14 protein-coding genes are annotated in these 16,897 nt (G+C 39.0%); all 14 read right to left on the bottom strand.

Annotated elements, in window-relative coordinates; translation table 11 throughout:
- Nucleotides 1–31 precede the first annotated feature (31 nt).
- The 14 genes from mutL to BN1068_RS02290 all read right to left on the bottom strand — a co-directional run bounded on the left by mutL (nucleotide 32) and on the right by BN1068_RS02290 (nucleotide 16,824).
- Nucleotides 32–1,915: a DNA mismatch repair endonuclease MutL gene (gene mutL / locus BN1068_RS02355; protein WP_077601234.1), complete on the bottom strand. Its 1,884-nt coding sequence runs from the start codon at nucleotides 1,913–1,915 to the stop codon at nucleotides 32–34.
- Between the two features lie 15 nt (nucleotides 1,916–1,930).
- Nucleotides 1,931–4,528, bottom strand: a complete 2,598-nt coding sequence (gene mutS, locus BN1068_RS02350; RefSeq protein ID WP_077601233.1) for a DNA mismatch repair protein MutS — start codon at nucleotides 4,526–4,528, stop codon at nucleotides 1,931–1,933.
- A gap of 364 nt (nucleotides 4,529–4,892) precedes the next feature.
- Entirely contained in the window at nucleotides 4,893–5,465 is a 573-nt protein-coding gene (locus tag BN1068_RS02345; RefSeq protein ID WP_077601232.1) for an outer spore coat protein CotE, read from the bottom strand.
- Nucleotides 5,466–5,737: 272 nt separating this feature from the next.
- Complete coding sequence (locus BN1068_RS02340; protein ID WP_077601231.1) at nucleotides 5,738–6,166, bottom strand: YlbF/YmcA family competence regulator; 429 nt, start codon at nucleotides 6,164–6,166, stop codon at nucleotides 5,738–5,740.
- 1 nt (nucleotide 6,167) lies between these two features.
- Entirely contained in the window at nucleotides 6,168–7,727 is a 1,560-nt protein-coding gene (miaB, locus tag BN1068_RS02335; protein ID WP_077601230.1) for a tRNA (N6-isopentenyl adenosine(37)-C2)-methylthiotransferase MiaB, read from the bottom strand.
- 256 nt (nucleotides 7,728–7,983) lie between these two features.
- A complete protein-coding gene (locus tag BN1068_RS02330) occupies nucleotides 7,984–8,244 on the bottom strand; it encodes a stage V sporulation protein S (RefSeq protein ID WP_042534912.1) in 261 nt (86 codons plus the stop codon).
- Nucleotides 8,245–8,335: 91 nt separating this feature from the next.
- The gene (locus tag BN1068_RS02325) at nucleotides 8,336–9,133 is read right to left on the bottom strand and encodes a TIGR00282 family metallophosphoesterase (RefSeq protein ID WP_077601229.1); all 798 of its coding nucleotides are present in this window, start codon (nucleotides 9,131–9,133) and stop codon (nucleotides 8,336–8,338) included.
- 197 nt (nucleotides 9,134–9,330) lie between these two features.
- Nucleotides 9,331–10,893: a ribonuclease Y gene (gene rny / locus BN1068_RS02320; RefSeq protein WP_077601228.1), complete on the bottom strand. Its 1,563-nt coding sequence runs from the start codon at nucleotides 10,891–10,893 to the stop codon at nucleotides 9,331–9,333.
- Nucleotides 10,894–11,328: 435 nt separating this feature from the next.
- Nucleotides 11,329–12,372: a recombinase RecA gene (gene recA / locus BN1068_RS02315; RefSeq protein WP_077601227.1), complete on the bottom strand. Its 1,044-nt coding sequence runs from the start codon at nucleotides 12,370–12,372 to the stop codon at nucleotides 11,329–11,331.
- 229 nt (nucleotides 12,373–12,601) lie between these two features.
- Nucleotides 12,602–13,849: a competence/damage-inducible protein A gene (locus tag BN1068_RS02310; protein ID WP_077601226.1), complete on the bottom strand. Its 1,248-nt coding sequence runs from the start codon at nucleotides 13,847–13,849 to the stop codon at nucleotides 12,602–12,604.
- Complete coding sequence (gene pgsA / locus BN1068_RS02305) at nucleotides 13,846–14,424, bottom strand: CDP-diacylglycerol--glycerol-3-phosphate 3-phosphatidyltransferase (protein WP_077601225.1); 579 nt, start codon at nucleotides 14,422–14,424, stop codon at nucleotides 13,846–13,848. The genes BN1068_RS02310 and pgsA overlap by 4 nt, the downstream gene beginning before the upstream one ends.
- A gap of 88 nt (nucleotides 14,425–14,512) precedes the next feature.
- A complete protein-coding gene (locus BN1068_RS02300; RefSeq protein WP_077601224.1) occupies nucleotides 14,513–15,415 on the bottom strand; it encodes a helix-turn-helix domain-containing protein in 903 nt (300 codons plus the stop codon).
- A gap of 25 nt (nucleotides 15,416–15,440) precedes the next feature.
- Nucleotides 15,441–16,226, bottom strand: coding sequence for a DUF3388 domain-containing protein (locus BN1068_RS02295; RefSeq protein ID WP_077601223.1), 786 nt, complete (start codon nucleotides 16,224–16,226; stop codon nucleotides 15,441–15,443).
- A 346-nt stretch (nucleotides 16,227–16,572) separates the two neighbouring features.
- Nucleotides 16,573–16,824 (bottom strand): DUF3243 domain-containing protein, encoded by a 252-nt coding sequence (locus tag BN1068_RS02290; RefSeq protein ID WP_077601222.1) that lies wholly within the window; start codon nucleotides 16,822–16,824, stop codon nucleotides 16,573–16,575.
- Between the last annotated feature and the right edge of the window lie 73 nt (nucleotides 16,825–16,897).

The following is a 16,897-nucleotide window of genomic DNA, read 5'->3' as shown; positions in this document are numbered from 1 at the left end:
ATTCCTCAACTTCAATATTTTTGTTTCCACCCTACATAATACGTTTAAACATCTTTTCTAATTCATAAGTAGAGAAATGAACAATAATCGGTCTGCCATGCGGGCATGTAAAAGGATCCGTTGTGCTGCGTAAATCCTCCAGCAATTGGAACATTTCTTCATTTGTTAAATAATGATTTGCCTTTATCGAACGTTTACAGGACATTAATATCGCTGCATCTTCACGTATCTTTTCTACGTTAACTGTTGATTCCTGAATAAACTGGTCTACCATTTCACGTATAATTTCCTCTTCAAAACCTGTCGGGAACCAGGTAGGATGAGAACGTATGACATAAGTTTGGCTGCCAAAAGGTTCAAAAAATAAGCCTGCTTGTTCCAACGTATCCTTTGCTTGTTCGATAAAAATGGCTTCTTTTCTGGAAAAGTCAAAGGTCATCGGTATTAAAAGCTCCTGTGATTCATTAATCGGCTTGCCAAGCTTGCTTTTAAAAAATTCATATTTGACCCGCTCCTGCGCGGCGTGCTGATCCACCATATATAAGCCATTTTCATTTTGTGCCATAATATAGGTCCCCTGCAGCTGGCCGATTGGATACATCATTGGTACCCGCTGATGCTGTTCTGGCCTCTCTTCTGTTTCAAGAGGGGCTGAGATGTCTTTTAAAGGCTCCTCAGAGGCTCCGGATTCTTGATTGATGGTTGGTTCATGTTCTTCCACATTCATCTCCAGCTCCTTGTTCTCGTCACGAAGATAGGCGGGTGCTTCCTTTTGAAATGGATTCTCTTCCTTGATAACCGGCTCTGTTTTTTCAAATTCAATATTTTTCCTGTTTTCCTTAAACGGATTGGCAGGCTCCGTTTCGAATTGAAAAGTATGCTGTTCTGATTTTTCTCTTGGTTCCGGTTTTTTCGTTACTTCTGGAATAAGCGTCATTTTCCGGAAATGAGACTGTATCATGTCTCTGACCGCAGCATACAGCTCTTTTTCTTTACTGAAACGGACCTCAAGCTTAGCAGGATGTACATTCACATCAACCAATATCGAATCCATTTCAATGGAAAGGACAACAATTGGTGAACGGCCAATTGGCAGCAGTGTATGATACCCTTCGATAATTGCCTTATTTATAGCAACGTTTCGGACAAATCTGCCATTAATAATGGTGGACATATAGTTTCTGGATGCTCTCGTTACTTCCGGCTTCGCTATATATCCAGTAATCGAAAAATCCAACGTCTGGTATTCAACGGGGGACATTTGCTTGGCAACACTCATTCCATACACCTGTGAAATCACCTGCAGCATATCATTATTTCCAGATGTTTTTAAAAGCCCCTTGCCATTATGCGTTGCTTCCATCCGGATTTCCGGATGGGCCAGCCCCATCCGGTTCAATACATCTGAGATATGGCCAAGCTCTGTATGCAGGCTCTTCATGTATTTTAAGCGTGCCGGTGTATTATAAAATAAATCTCTGACAACAATCTCAGTACCTTGACGGGCATCACTCTTACCTCTTTTGACAACTTCTCCGCCTTCTAATTCCAATGACACTCCTGCAGCATTTCCTTCAGAGGTTTGAATAGAAAGCCTGCTTACAGAAGCAATACTCGCCAGCGCCTCTCCACGAAATCCCAGTGTTTTCACATGGAATAGGTCTGTCTCTGTACTTATTTTACTGGTTGCATGAGGTAAAAACGCTTTTTCTACATCTTCCGCAGCAATTCCAGAACCATTATCAACAATTCGTATTTCTGATAATCCTGCTTCATGTACATCGATCCGTATCCAGGTCGCTCCCGCATCAATGCTGTTTTCCATGATTTCTTTTACAACCGAAGCGGGGCGTTCTACCACTTCCCCAGCTGCAATTTTATTTGCCAAGCTGTCCGGCATTTGCATAATTGGCATGTTATCACCTTCCTGTTACTTTATCTTTTTCTGCAGGCGATATAACTCATTCATAGCCTCTAACGGGTTCATTTCCAATATATTTAAGCTTTTGAGCTCTTCCAAAGCTGCATTTTCTTTATTACTTAATTTTGCTGTCTTATTTTCTTTGCTGCTCTCCTCCACGAAGAAGGATAATTGGTCTGTTTGGGCTTCTTCCGGTTCAAGTGATGGTGCTGACTCTTTCAGTTCTTCTTTTGTACCGCTGGTTTCAAGTCCTTCCAGAATAATAGAAGCGCGGCTGATTAATTCGTCGGGCAAATCAGCTAATTTAGCTACATGAATCCCGTAGCTCTGATCCGCTGCTCCTTCTTTAATTTGATGAAGGAATACGACATTGCCTTCATGCTCTTCTGCACGGACATGGATGTTTTTTAAGTGCTCTAACGAAGCCTCTAAGGCAGTTAGTTCATGGTAGTGGGTTGAAAATAGTGTTTTAGCGTGAATATGGTTATGAATGTACTCCACAATTGCCTGAGCCAAGGCCATTCCATCATAAGTGCTTGTCCCCCGTCCAATTTCATCTAATAGAATCAGGCTGTTAGAGGTAGCATTTTGAATAGCATGTCTCGCTTCAAGCATCTCTACCATAAAGGTACTCTGTCCGGAAACCAGGTCATCCGCTGCACCGATTCTTGTAAAAATTTGATCGAATATAGGTAATGTCCCTGATTCAGCCGGGATAAAACAGCCTGTCTGCCCCATAATCGCAATCAGAGCTACCTGCCGCATATAGGTACTTTTACCGGACATATTTGGACCAGTAATCAGCAGCATCTGATCATTATCATCTAACTGCACATCATTTGGCACATAGGTTCCGTTCTTCATCACCTGCTCGACAACCGGATGGCGGCCGCCTTCTACAGAAAATACACCTTTCTGAAAGGCAGGACGCTTATAGTTATTCTCTTCGCTAATCGTTGCAAATCCTTGTAATACATCTATTTCACTAATAATTTGTGCAAGCTGCTGAATTAATGGAATATCCTGCTTGATCCGTTCTCTGAGTTTAATAAATAAATCATACTCAAGTTCCACACTTTTCTCATCAGCCTCTAAAATAAGGGTTTCCTTCTCTTTTAACTCCGGTGTGATAAACCGCTCCGCATTTGTAAGTGTTTGTTTACGGTCATAACGGTCATCTTTTAGTAAGGGCAGGTTGGGTCTCGTCACTTCAATGTAATAGCCAAACACCCGATTGTAGCCAATTTTAAGCGACTTAATCCCGGTTAATTCCCGTTCTTTTTTCTCTAGAGCTGCAATCCATTGTTTTCCATTCTTAGAAGCATCGCGATATTTATCTAATTCTTCATGATAGCCTTCCTTAATCAGAGCTCCTTCTTTGATGGAGATTGGCGGCTCTTCTACTAAACTTTTTTCCAAAAGGTCTACAATATAATCCGGATAAATTAAAGAATCTGCCAGGTCTGTTACTTCCGGAACCTTTAGCTGTCCAAGCGTCTCTTTAATCGCAGGAATTTTCTGCAGCGATTGTTTTAACTGAATTAAATCTCTTGCATTTACATTTCCAAAGGCAATTCTTCCAGATAAACGTTCTAAGTCATATACTGATTTTAAGCTCTCTCTTAAGTTCTCCCGTTCCATAAAAGCATCCAGAAAAGTTCCGACAATCTCAAGACGGCGATTTATTTTAACCTGATTTAACAGTGGCCGTTCCAGCCATTTTTTCAGCATTCTGGACCCCATTGCTGTTACTGTCTTATCAAGTACCCATAATAAACTGCCATGCTTCGATTTTTTCATAATAGACTCTGTCAGCTCTAAATTACGTTTTGAATACATATCCAGGCTCATATATTGTTTTAATTCGATCACTTCTGCCGGCTGCAGATGATCCAAGGAGCGTTTTTGGGTATCCTGGATATAATTCAATAATCTGCTGAAAGCCTTCATCAGGCGTTCATCATTTAAGTTCTCACTTAAATCACGAAATTCTGCATTAAAATTCACTTCATCCTGATAGGACAGTGTAACCTGCAATCGCTCCTGAAGCTGTGCCTGCATTTCTTCAGGCAGCTTGGAAGAAATAACAATCTCCTTTACCGGCTGATGGTAAAATTCATGAATCACACTGTCCCAGCCATCCTCCATTAAAGCAAGACGATTCTCGCCGGTTGACAAATCATTATAAGCAATCACAAAGGAGCCATCTTCAAAATGAGACAGACTGCCAATATAATTGTTCTCCCCCTCCACAAGCATGTTGCTCTCCATAACTGTTCCCGGTGTAATCATTTGGACAACTTCCCGTTTCACTACACCTTTAGCCGTTTTGGGATCTTCAACCTGCTCACAAATGGCTACCTTATACCCTTTTTCAATTAATATCCTAATATAATTTTCTGCAGAATGATAAGGCACTCCACACATCGGAATCGGGTCATTTCCACCCGCCCGTCTGGTTAAAGTAATTTCCAGCTCCTGTGCAGCCTTTGTCGCATCTTCATAGAACATCTCATAGAAATCCCCGAGCCGGTAAAATAAAAAGGCATCCTTATATTGTGATTTTATTTCTATGTATTGCTGCATCATTGGTGTTAATTTAGCCATAAAAAAGTTCCCCCAGCTTGCTATAATTATCTATTTTACTTAAAGTGTGTGTTCAAAAAGTCTGATAAATAGGACCAAGAAGTTCAAGGCGACGAACTTTTTACGAACGGAGCGTATGGTTTGTAATACGTGAGTATCGGAAAAAGTTCGTCAACGCAGAAATTCGCCGTGTCATTTTTATTGGACTTTTTGAACATCCTCTTTTATTTATATTGTTTAAACATCTTTTTTTATTATCCGTTCCCAATCATCTTTTAAATACAATTTTTAAGATGACTGAGATTTTATTATAGCATATTCTAAAGCATTCTTGTCCTATCCTGTTTGAAAAGAAAACGAGAGTAATAACTACCCTCGCATAAATTTAATCCTTTCGTTTATGATGAATAAAGTCCGGACGAATATCTTCTGCTTCATCATCGGTCATTTCGTAATCCCACATAACATCATCTTCATCGTCATCGCTTTTCCAGTTTGGCTTTACTTTTACACAGATTTTTGTTTCACCAATGATTTGAACTACAAATTCACGTTCAATATCAATGGACACACTTCCGCCTTTATCTGAAATCATGCACTCTAAGCAGTTTGGCTGCTGAAGCACTTTTGCAATAATATCGTATTCATCATTAATACAATTATCATCCTTTACAGATAAAGGAACTAAATCTGTATACTCCACTCTTTCTGTAACAACCTCTGTTTTCGTGTTGTCATTGTAAGAATACCATACATTAATATCATAACTGCCACTGATAATGACAGTATCCTCAGACTTCTTCTTTGCGTGGTACAAATGATTAATTACCCAGCATCCAAGAATACTAGTCGGACGATGGCTTGGAGTTATGGTATGGGTATCTTTGGTGAATTTTCTTCCTTTACCACATACTGCTTTCGTAATGATTTCTCTATATTCTTTATCAAGAAAAGTCATGATACATTTTACCTCCTCTTTTTTCATAGTCATTTTATGCACGGCAAATACCTAAAGTGCATAACTATCGCCAAGAAAAAAGAAAAGGAGCCGCTTCATAATAGCTTGAAAGGTTTTTGTCTCTAAAAATGGGCTAAAAGTGGGCGTCTTCAAACCGATATAATAATGAATTTATACTTTTGTTTAGCTTTTTATATTCTGTGAGAACAAAAAGCCGGACAAATAACTGTCCGACTTTATCTGTTTATTCATTTTATTAAACAGATACAGGATTAGTGTGCACAACTGGAACTGTTTTTTATTTGCGAACCTGTCTCACCTTTAAGCACATCGCCGCCTGTAGCTTCAATAATATCATTTGTCACTGTACGGGAGATTGTTTTAGAAACCAGCTGCAGTACATCATTTACTACAATTTGTGTTTCTTTAAACTCCTGAACAACCGGAATGTCATCAATTTCATTTTGCAATCGGTCAATTTCCTGCTCGATCCGCTGTAAGGCTTCCTTTTTATCATACGCTTGAAAATTTACTGCCTGTTTTTGTAAGGTTTTAATTTTCTTAATCAAACTTTGAACTTTTTTATTCTGATTTAATTTAGCCTCTACTTGTTTAAAACGTTCGATTTCTTCTGTATTTGCAAGCATTGCAGCTAACTTTTTTGCTTCGTCAAGCACTTCTTTTCGCTCATACATCGCCATCTTATTTCACCTCAACTCTATTCTCGGCCATCACACCATTTAGTGACCACGTTTTTGTCTCTGTAATTTCTACTTCAACAATCTGGCCAATTGCAGATTTAGGCCCTTTAAAGTTTACTAATTTATTTCGTTCTGTATAGCCGGCAAGTACATCCGGATCCTTCTTGCTCTCTCCTTCAACAAGCACCTTAACAACTTCACCCTGATAAGTTTTCATTGTTTCTGCTGATTGCTTATTAACCAGCTCATTTAAACGGTATAAGCGCTGTTTTTTCACTTCTTCAGGTACATCGTCTTTCTTTCTGGCAGCAGGTGTGCCTTCCCGTGGTGAATAGATATAAGTATAAGCTGCTTCGAATCCGACTTCTTCCATTAATGTCATCGTTTCTTCAAACTGCTCTTCTGTTTCGTTCGGGAAGCCGACAATAATATCTGTTGTAAGGGTCGCATTAGGCATTGCTTCCCGGATTTTTCTTACCAATTCTAAATATTCTTCCCTGGTATACTTCCGATTCATTTTCTTCAATATTTCACTGCTTCCAGATTGAACCGGCAAATGAATATGATCCAAAAGATTTCCACCCTGGGCCAGAACTTCAATTAAACGGTCATCAAAGTCGCGGGGATGCGAGGTTGTAAACCGGACACGGGGTATATCGATTTTATGAATATCATTCATTAAATCACCCAAGCCATATTCAATATCTTCAAAGTCTTTTCCATACGCGTTCACATTTTGACCAAGAAGCGTAACCTCTTTATATCCCTGTGCAACAAGATGACGTACCTCCTGGATAATATCCTGCGGACGGCGGCTGCGTTCTTTCCCCCGCGTCATTGGTACAATACAGTATGTACAGAACTTATCACAGCCGTACATAATGTTAACCCATGCTTTGATTTTACCTTTACGTACTTTCGGGAGGTTCTCAATAATGTCGCCTTCTTTTGACCACACTTCCACAATCATTTCTTTGCCGAACAATGCTTCTTTGACAAGATGCGGCAGACGGTGAATATTATGCGTTCCAAAAATCAAATCAATATGCTGATGTTTTTTCAAAATCCGGTCTACTACAGATTCCTCCTGTGACATGCAGCCGCACACGCCAATAATAAGATCCGGTTTTTCCAATTTCAACGGTTTTAAATGCCCGATTTCACCGAATACTTTATTTTCAGCATTTTCACGGATGGCACAAGTATTAAGCAGGATAATATCCGCTTCTTCTGTTACATTTGTGGACTCATAGCCCATCTCAGATAAAATGCCGGCCATTACTTCTGTATCATGCTCGTTCATTTGACAGCCATAGGTTCGTATTAGAAATTTTTTCCCTTCCCCAATTCGTTGCATATCCTCCGGGATAGAGAAATCATAATGAAACTGAATATCTTCCTTGCGACGTTTTCTCGCTTTCTTTATATCTGGAGCTTGCGGCTCATACTCCGCATGAAAATATTTAGCGATTAATTCTTCACTGGATGTATTCTTAATTCGTTCAATATTTGCTTCTTCGCTACGAATCTGGGCCTGCTGTTTACGTTGTTCTTCGTTCATCAGGTTGATCCCCCTTCTTTCATCGATTCATATGTATTGATGCACTAACTTACAGTATAAAGCCTACAGAAAAAATGTACAATACTCAAGGCTGGAAACATTAAAAAAATCTCTTTTTTCAAATTTGAAAAAAGAGATTTTTTCTGATTCATAAAGAAATAATTGCTAAATTACCAATAAATTTGAGAACGGGTACGCTTCTGTACAATTCGGCAGCGTATGCCTCTTTTTATTGAACAGATGCCCGAAACATCCCTTATCTTGGCTCAATAATTAACTTAATCGCTGTACGTTCCTCATTATCAATTAAAATATCTGTAAATGCTGGTATACAAATTAAATCGACCCCACTTGGTGCTACAAAACCGCGAGCTATAGCAACTGCTTTGACGGATTGATTCAATGCTCCCGCACCGATCGCCTGGATTTCAGCCGTACCCCGTTCCCTAAGTACATTTGCCAAAGCTCCTGCCACTGAGTTTGGATTTGATTTTGCTGAAACTTTTAAAACTTCCATCACTAGTACCTCCTCATGTGCTATTTATACATTTATTGCTACTATTTCTCCTGGAGATGTATACCTTGTTCGACTGGATGGTAAGCAAATATTACGCAAAGAAGGGATGATCATCATTAATGAGAATCCTTTCAACGGTTAATGCTTTACCAGTCGAATCGTCCGTACTAATAAATACTCCATTTAGTTGTGTTCTTCCCTTTTTTTCAATTTCAAAACGTACCGGAAGGGAAGTTTGAAATCTTTTAATAACGGATTCCTTCTCCACGCCTAATATCGCATCATACGGTCCTGTCATCCCCACATCTGATATATATGCAGTACCTCCGGGCAATATTCTTTCATCTGCCGTTTGTGTATGGGTGTGTGTGCCGACAACAGCTGTTACTCTTCCATCTAAATACCAGCCAATTGCTTGTTTCTCACTTGTTGCTTCTCCATGAAAATCCACAAAAATCGTTTTAGTTCTTTTCTTAGCTTCCTCAACTAGCTGATCCGCTTTTTCGAATGGATCATCGATTGGCGGAAGGAATGTTCTTCCCTGCAAATTAATCACGGCAGCTTCTTTTCCATTAATGTTCGTATAAGTAATGCCTTTTCCAGGATTATTTTCTGGAAAATTAGCCGGGCGAATCATAGCCGGTGCCTGGTCAATAAACTCAAAAATTTCTTTTTTATCCCAAGTGTGGTTTCCCATTGTAATAACATGAGCACCTGCCTGCAGAAATTGCTTATAAATTTTTTCTGTAATCCCTTTTCCTGCAGCGGCATTCTCTCCGTTTATAATGGTTAAATTCGGCTTATACTTTTCTTTTAATTTCGGCAGATACTCCGTAATCATATCTCTCCCCGGAGAACCTACAACATCGCCAATAAATAATATTTTCATTAGTATCCAACCTTCCTTTGCTCCTGCTACATACACCCATAGATTTTAGTGAAAAACGCGAAAAAGAATCAGAACTTTTTTATTTTCTTTAAAATACAGGATAGCTTATTTTACCTGAAAAAGTAAATGTATGTTCATCCTCAAATTTATATTTTTATAGAACAAAAAAACAAAGGCGACATATGCCGCCCTTGCTTTTATTTTGCATATTCAACTGCTCTTGTTTCCCGAATAACCGTAATCTTAATATGTCCAGGGTAGTCAAGCTCCCCTTCAATACGTTTTCTGATATCACGTGCAATTCTCGCTGATTCCATGTCATCAATATCATCAGGACGAACCATGATACGAATTTCACGACCGGCTTGGATAGCAAATGACTTCTCTACGCCTTCAAACGACTCAGATATCTCTTCCAGTTTTTCTAAACGCTTGATATAATTTTCAAGTGTTTCACTTCGAGCTCCTGGTCTGGCAGCAGAAAGTGCATCTGCAGCTGCAACTAATACAGCTATAACGGAGGTTGCCTCTTCATCTCCGTGGTGGGAAGCAATTGAATTTATAACAACTTCAGGTTCTTTGTATTTCATTGCCAATTCTTTACCAATTTCAACGTGACTGCCTTCTACTTCATGATCTATCGCTTTTCCGATATCATGCAGCAGGCCGGCTCTTTTAGCAAGGTTTATATCCTCACCTAATTCCGCCGCCAGCAGTCCTGACAAGTAAGCAACTTCCATTGAGTGCTTCAGAACATTTTGACCGTAGCTTGTACGATATTTCAAACGGCCCAGAATCTTCACAAGATCCGGATGTAATCCATGGACTCCAATTTCAAACGTTGTCTCTTCACCCACTTCACGTATATATTCATCAACATCACGTCTCGATTTTTCAACCATCTCTTCAATACGTGCCGGATGAATTCTGCCATCTTGTACAAGTCTTTCTAATGCCATTCGTGCGATTTCACGCCGTATCGGATCAAAACCGGAAAGAATAACTGCTTCAGGAGTATCATCAATTATTAAATCAATTCCTGTCAATGTTTCTAAGGTACGGATGTTTCGTCCTTCTCTTCCGATAATGCGGCCTTTCATCTCATCATTTGGCAAGTTCACAACAGAGACCGTTGTTTCAGCAACGTGATCAGCTGCGCATCTTTGAAGTGCAAGTGATAGGATATTTTTCGCTTTCTTATCTGCTTCCTCATTCGCACGATTTTCAGCTTCTTTTATCATTACCGCTGATTCATGCTGCACTTCTTTTTCGATACGCTCTAAAATAAGTTGTCTCGCTTGTTCGGTTGTATATCCTGAAATGCGCTCAAGCTCCGCTTGCTGCTCGTCTTTCATAGCTTCCACTTTGCTTTTCATTTCTTCAATTTGTTGTTGTTGTTCTACAAGAGTTTGTTCTTTCTGTTCGAGCAGAACCTCACGTTTGTCTAATGTTTCACCTTTTCTGTCCAGATTCTCTTCTTTTTGCATCAGACGATTCTCTTGCTTCTGAGCTTCCATGCGGCGCTCACGAATCTCATCTTCGGCTTGTTGACGAAGCTTGTGATTCTCATCCTTTGCTTCCAGAAGCGCCTCTTTCTTAGCAGCATCTGCATTTCTACGTGCTTCGTCCATAATTTGTTTAGCTAATGTTTCCGCACTAGAAATCTTAGCTTCTGCAATAGATTTACGTACCAGATAACCAACAACAATACCGACGACTAGAGCAAGCAAAATGGAGATGATAATAATAGCTGTGTTCATAACTTCACCTCCTATTGCCTATAAAATTGTAAATTGTGTATTTGTCGGCATATCACATTTTCAAATGCATTAAAATAAAGGTAATTTCATAATACAAATTATAAAATTATACACTATTAATATTAATTCTCACCAGCCTGAATGTCAAGGAACACCCGATATATAAATTAAAATATATTCGAAATTTTGTTATATAGTTTGTTAATAAGAACAAACGCCTGCAAAGTATCCTCCAGTTTAAGAACGTGCTGCTCTAAAAAAACGCCGATAACAGCAGGTTGCCGGTATACATTTAGCTCATTTAGCTGTCCTATGATATACGGCTTTGGCGTTCAGAGCTGAATAGAAGTATTCCTGAACATGAGCGAATTCCTTAACCTCAAAAAAACCATAGCACGGATGTACTACGGTTTTCGAGGTATAAAACAGATTTCATTAAAGATCCAGGCTTTCTTGCTCTTCTTTTGATTTTTCTTCAGGCTGTTCCAAGTCTTTGTCGAGCTCATAATGATCACGAATTGCTGCGCTGATTTCTTCAAATACTGCTTCATTTTCTTTCAGGAATATTTTAGCATTCTCTCTGCCCTGACCTAAACGGTCTCCATTATAAGAATACCAGGCACCGCTTTTTTGTACGATATCAAGATCCGAGCCAATATCAAGGACCTCTCCTTCTTTGGAAACACCTTTACCATACATAATATCTACTTCAGCCTGTTTGAACGGAGGTGCTACTTTGTTTTTCACAACCTTAATACGGGCTTTGTTCCCTACCACGTCATTGCCAACCTTAAGTGTTTCGGCACGGCGCACTTCCAGTCTTACAGAAGAATAGAATTTTAATGCACGGCCGCCGGGAGTAGTTTCCGGGTTCCCGAACATAACGCCTACTTTTTCACGGATCTGGTTAATAAAAATAGCTGTCGTTTTTGATTTATTGATTGCCCCTGAAAGCTTACGAAGTGCCTGCGACATTAATCTTGCCTGCAAACCGACATGAGAGTCTCCCATTTCCCCTTCAATCTCTGCTTTTGGTACAAGTGCTGCTACAGAGTCTACAACAACAATATCTACTGCGCCGCTTCGAACAAGCGCTTCAGCAATTTCCAAAGCTTGTTCTCCTGTATCCGGCTGTGATAGCAGAAGTTCATCAATATTAACGCCTAAAGCTCTTGCATAGATGGGATCTAATGCATGTTCTGCATCAATAAAAGCTGCCTGACCACCTTTTTTTTGAGCTTCTGCAATAGCATGAAGCGCAACGGTAGTTTTACCGGAAGATTCCGGACCATATATCTCTACTACTCTTCCTTTTGGATAACCGCCAATTCCAAGAGCTACATCTAAAGCCAATGAACCACTTGGAATAGTTGCCATCTTAGGTATCTCATGTTCCCCCATTTTCATAATGGAACCTTTACCAAATTGTTTCTCTATTTGTCTTAAAGCCATATCTAAAGCTTGTTGTTTATCACTCACCGAAACTACCTCCTTAATCTATCTTTATCCATCATACAACGTTTTTATATATTTAACAAGCAAAAAGACGAATAAATGTTCTGCTATTTTTAAAACAGATTTCACTTCAAAAATCAAAATCTCTTTATAATTTTGTTCAAAAGCGCTTTATTCTCTTTATTATATAAACTGAATTATTAAACCGGCCTCTTTTGTAATGAAAATAAATCTTTCATTTACCCCAAAAATATTATTTTAAGTATTGGTATAATAATTCAAAGCCTTTTAAAGCAGCTCTTTCGCGGATATTATTACGGTTTCCTGATAATAGAATAGAGCTTGATTCTACAATTTTTCCTTCATCAAAAATAGCAATATAGACTTGTCCGACCGGTTTTTCTTCCTGCGTATCGGGCCCGGCAACCCCTGTAAAAGAAATAGCCATTGGTGTATTTAATTTTAAAGCGGCCTGTTCAGCCATTTTTTCAGCGCATTCCTTACTCACCACACCGTATTCAGCAATCCATTCCGGCGATAAACCTAATAGAGATTCTTTTGCAGATGTCTGATAAGTAATTAAGCTGCCTGCAAAAACATTGGATGCTCCAGGGGCTGATACAAGGTTACTGGAGAATAATCCGCCTGTTAAACTTTCTGCGGCACCAATTGTTTTTTCTTTTTCAGCCAATAACTCAATAACTTTATTCTCAATCGTCTGATCATCCTCGCCAAAGCAGTATTCACCAATACGGGCTAAGATTTCCTGCTTTTTATCTGCGACCAGCTTTTGGGCGTCTTCTTTCGATGAAGCACTTGCTGTTACCCGGATAACTACACCCTGATCCTGGGCAAGCGGGGCGATTGTCGGATTTGTCTGTTCATGAATCATATCTGTTAATTCATGCTCCAGATTCGATTCGCCGATACCTATAAATTTAAGGACAGTCGATTGGATTACCTGCTGTTTGCCAGTTAAGTTTTCTAAAAATGGAAACAGCTCTTCTGAAGAGATCTGTTTCATTTCCCGGGGTACTCCCGGTAAAAAGAACCAATGGGTATCCTGATAATCTACATACATTCCCGGAGCCATGCCGGCATTATTTTTTAACACACTCGCTCCTTTAAAAACACGTGCCTGCTTCCGATTATTCGGTGTCATCGTACGGTTACGTTCTTTATAATAACTTTCTATTTTCTCCATCGTTGTTTTATCTTCTAAAATTTCAAGACCAGTCAATTGTTCAAAGCCTTCACGGGTTAAATCATCTTCCGTAGGTCCTAAACCGCCTGTAACAATGACAATATCCGACCGTGACTGCGCCAGACGAAATGCCTGCTCAACACGATCCAAATTATCTCCCACCACGGTATGGTTATAAACATTAATTCCGTAAGTAGCTAATTGCTCAGACAGCCACTCGGCATTTGTATTCGCTATTTGACCTAATAATAATTCTGTACCTACTGCAACAATTTCTGCTTGATAATTTTTTGTCATTTAGAATCCCTCATTACATGCCAGTTTTTAACAAAATAGTCCACTCCTGAAATAATAGTGAACACTAAAGAAATATATAACATAATCGTACCAAATGGAAAGCTCATATAAGAAAAAGGAAAATTATGCAACAATAAAGAAGCGATAGCAATCATTTGTGTAGCTGTTTTTAATTTTCCCATACTTCCTGCAGCTAAAACAATTCCCTCACCTGCTGCAACCAGCCTTAATCCGGTAACTGCAAACTCCCTGCTGATAATAATAATAACAACCCATGCTGGAGCAAGCTCTATCTCTACTAATAAAATAAGGGCTGCAGAAACAAGCAGCTTATCTGCTAAAGGATCCATAAATTTCCCTAAATTGGTAACCAGATTATGTTTCCTTGCATAATAGCCGTCTACCCAATCTGTGCCTGCTGCGATAATAAATATCAGAGCTGCAACAAAATGAGCGGTAGGCAGTTCTGCATTTCCAATATCCCAGCTTCCCCACGGGAATGGTATTGCCAGTAATATCATAAAAAACGGTATCATTAAAATACGAGCAAAAGTTAGCTTATTTGGTAAATTCATTTTGTATCCTCCATTTTTTCTTATCGTGCATCGTGTGCATGAAGTAAACCCTCCCTTTCAGGGAGGGTTTACTTGTTACTTAACATAGTTAATTACCAATTTGTAACTCTAAACGCTGGTGAATCGCAGACGTTGGGTACTCAATATCTGTTCCATCAACAGAAATTGTTACAGCGGATGAATTACCTATATTTAATAAGACGGAAGCTTCACCAGAAATATCAATTTCTAATGGAGATGCTTCTTCATCGAAGTTGCCGCTGAATAAGGACTCGTCATCTCCGCCGGTCACATCTAACCAGCTGTTCAATTCTGGATCAGATGATTCCAGCGTTAGTACAGCTTCATCACTGACATTTGATATTTCAAGCACAGACGTTGGGGAAGAGCCTGTTCCTTCTTCTACCACTTCTACAGAAACTTCCTCATTTTCTTCTGCTTCCTGTTCCTCGTCTTCAGTTCCTTCATCATTGTTGTTATCTTCAGAATCATCTGCCGCAGCATCATTACCATTGTTATTACCATTTTCATCCGAATCAGTAATAATTGTACTGCTTTCCGTATTATTATCGTCAACCGGATCTCCTTCATTCGAGGAAGAACTTTGGCGCAGGAAAAATATTGCTACAGCGATAATAGCGATAATTAATAAAATGACTGTAACCGTTGGAATGATGGATGATGAACGGGATTCTTTATCTGATTTACTCTCTTTCCTTGTCCGTTGTATCCTGCTGTATTGTACATTTTCTTCTTCTGTAGGAGGGAGCTCCTCTTTATGATCTGTCATAAGCTCGTCCGGATTTATCCCTACAGCTGACGCGTATTCTTTTATGAACGCACGTGTGTAAAATTTTCCCGGGAGAATATTGAAATTCCCTTCTTCAATTGCAACCAAATACCTTTTTTGTATTTTTGTTTTTTCCTGCAGACTGTCCAGAGAAATATCTTTGGCCAGCCTTGCTTCTTTCAGTTTTTCACCAACATCCATTTAAAACACCTTCCACCTTTATAAATTAAAACATCGAGAATCCGCCCTGCCGTAAATCTTCATTTTCCACTGTCTCATAGGTGATTTCCTGATCTTCATGTGTTCTGAGTTCAATAATATAATCAAAGTCCTCCATATTGTATTCTGTAGATTGAACGAATATATCTGGATGTTCAATCACCTTGACAGTCGGCAGCTGCATAATTTCTCTAATCAGCTGCCAGTGCTCTTCTTCATTCATTTTTCTTTTTGACACAATACCATCGATAATGTATATATTATCTGAATCATATTCCCCTTCAATTAAACTTTTACGTACAGTTTGTTTAATCATGGTGCTGGAGACAAACAGCCATCTCTTATTTGCGCTGACGCTCGCTGCAACAACGGATTCTGTCTTCCCTACTCTGGGCATTCCTCTTATCCCAATAAGTTTATGCCCTTCCACCTTAAATAATTCAGCCATAAAATCAACTAAAAGTCCAAGTTCATTTCGTACAAAACGAATGGTTTTACGATCCTCATTATCATGATGGATAAACTTTCCATGCCGGACTGTAATTTTATCGCGTAATTTAGGCTTACGAAGTTTGTGTACTTTAATCGCATCCATTGTTTCTAAAATATATTTAAGTCTAATTATATTTTCATCATATTTAGACAGGATAAGCATTGCTCTGCGGGAATTTTCCACGCCATTAATCATAATAATATTAATGGAAAGCATACCGAGCAAAGAGGAAATTTCGCCTAGTAATCCCGGGCGGTTTATTAGATTTTCATACTCTAAGTACCATTGTGTTCTGTCCATGATAAGCTCCTTTTATAGGTTGCTCAAAAAGTCCAATAAAATAAAAATAACTTCAGGAAAAGAAAATCCCGGCCTTTTTTATCGTACTTTTTGAACATACACTTTTTAAAGTAATCTTTTCAAACAGATAACTTATTATGTCGTACTATGTACCATCATATCGAAAAAAGGACAAGTTTTCTATTATAATATACCATCTTTTTAGTTTTTCCTAAACAGCTAACATCTTTTTCCTCATTCATTTTTCCAAAACCGTTTAAAAAAGATAAACAATAACGTTTATCTATACATAAAAAGAAGCCATATAGATAATACTATACAGCTTCTTTCCCGAAATATTCATTAGTTAATCATGCTTTTGGACAAGCTTAATCATCGTACTGGCAAGCGCTTGCTGTTCTTCTTCAGAAGCCGTACTCCACAACTCTTTCAGCACCTTCTCTTCCGGTGTTTTAGCATCAACACTTTCAGCCAGATAATCACCGACTTCAGCTGCCAAATTTGTTAACGTATCATGGTTAATACCACTTTCTTCCGCTTGCTGCAAACGTCCCTTTAAAAAACCTTTCCATGAATCGAAGTTATCTAATACTGACATTTGGACATGCCTCCTCAAAAGTTTTCTTTTGCAAATCAAGAGGTCTCACGATTTGCCGGCCATTATCTCTGTT

Source organism: Oceanobacillus sojae (assembly GCF_900162665.1).
Classification (GTDB): domain Bacteria; phylum Bacillota; class Bacilli; order Bacillales; family Amphibacillaceae; genus Oceanobacillus; species Oceanobacillus sojae_A.
This window is presented reverse-complemented; position numbering and strand designations above follow the sequence as displayed.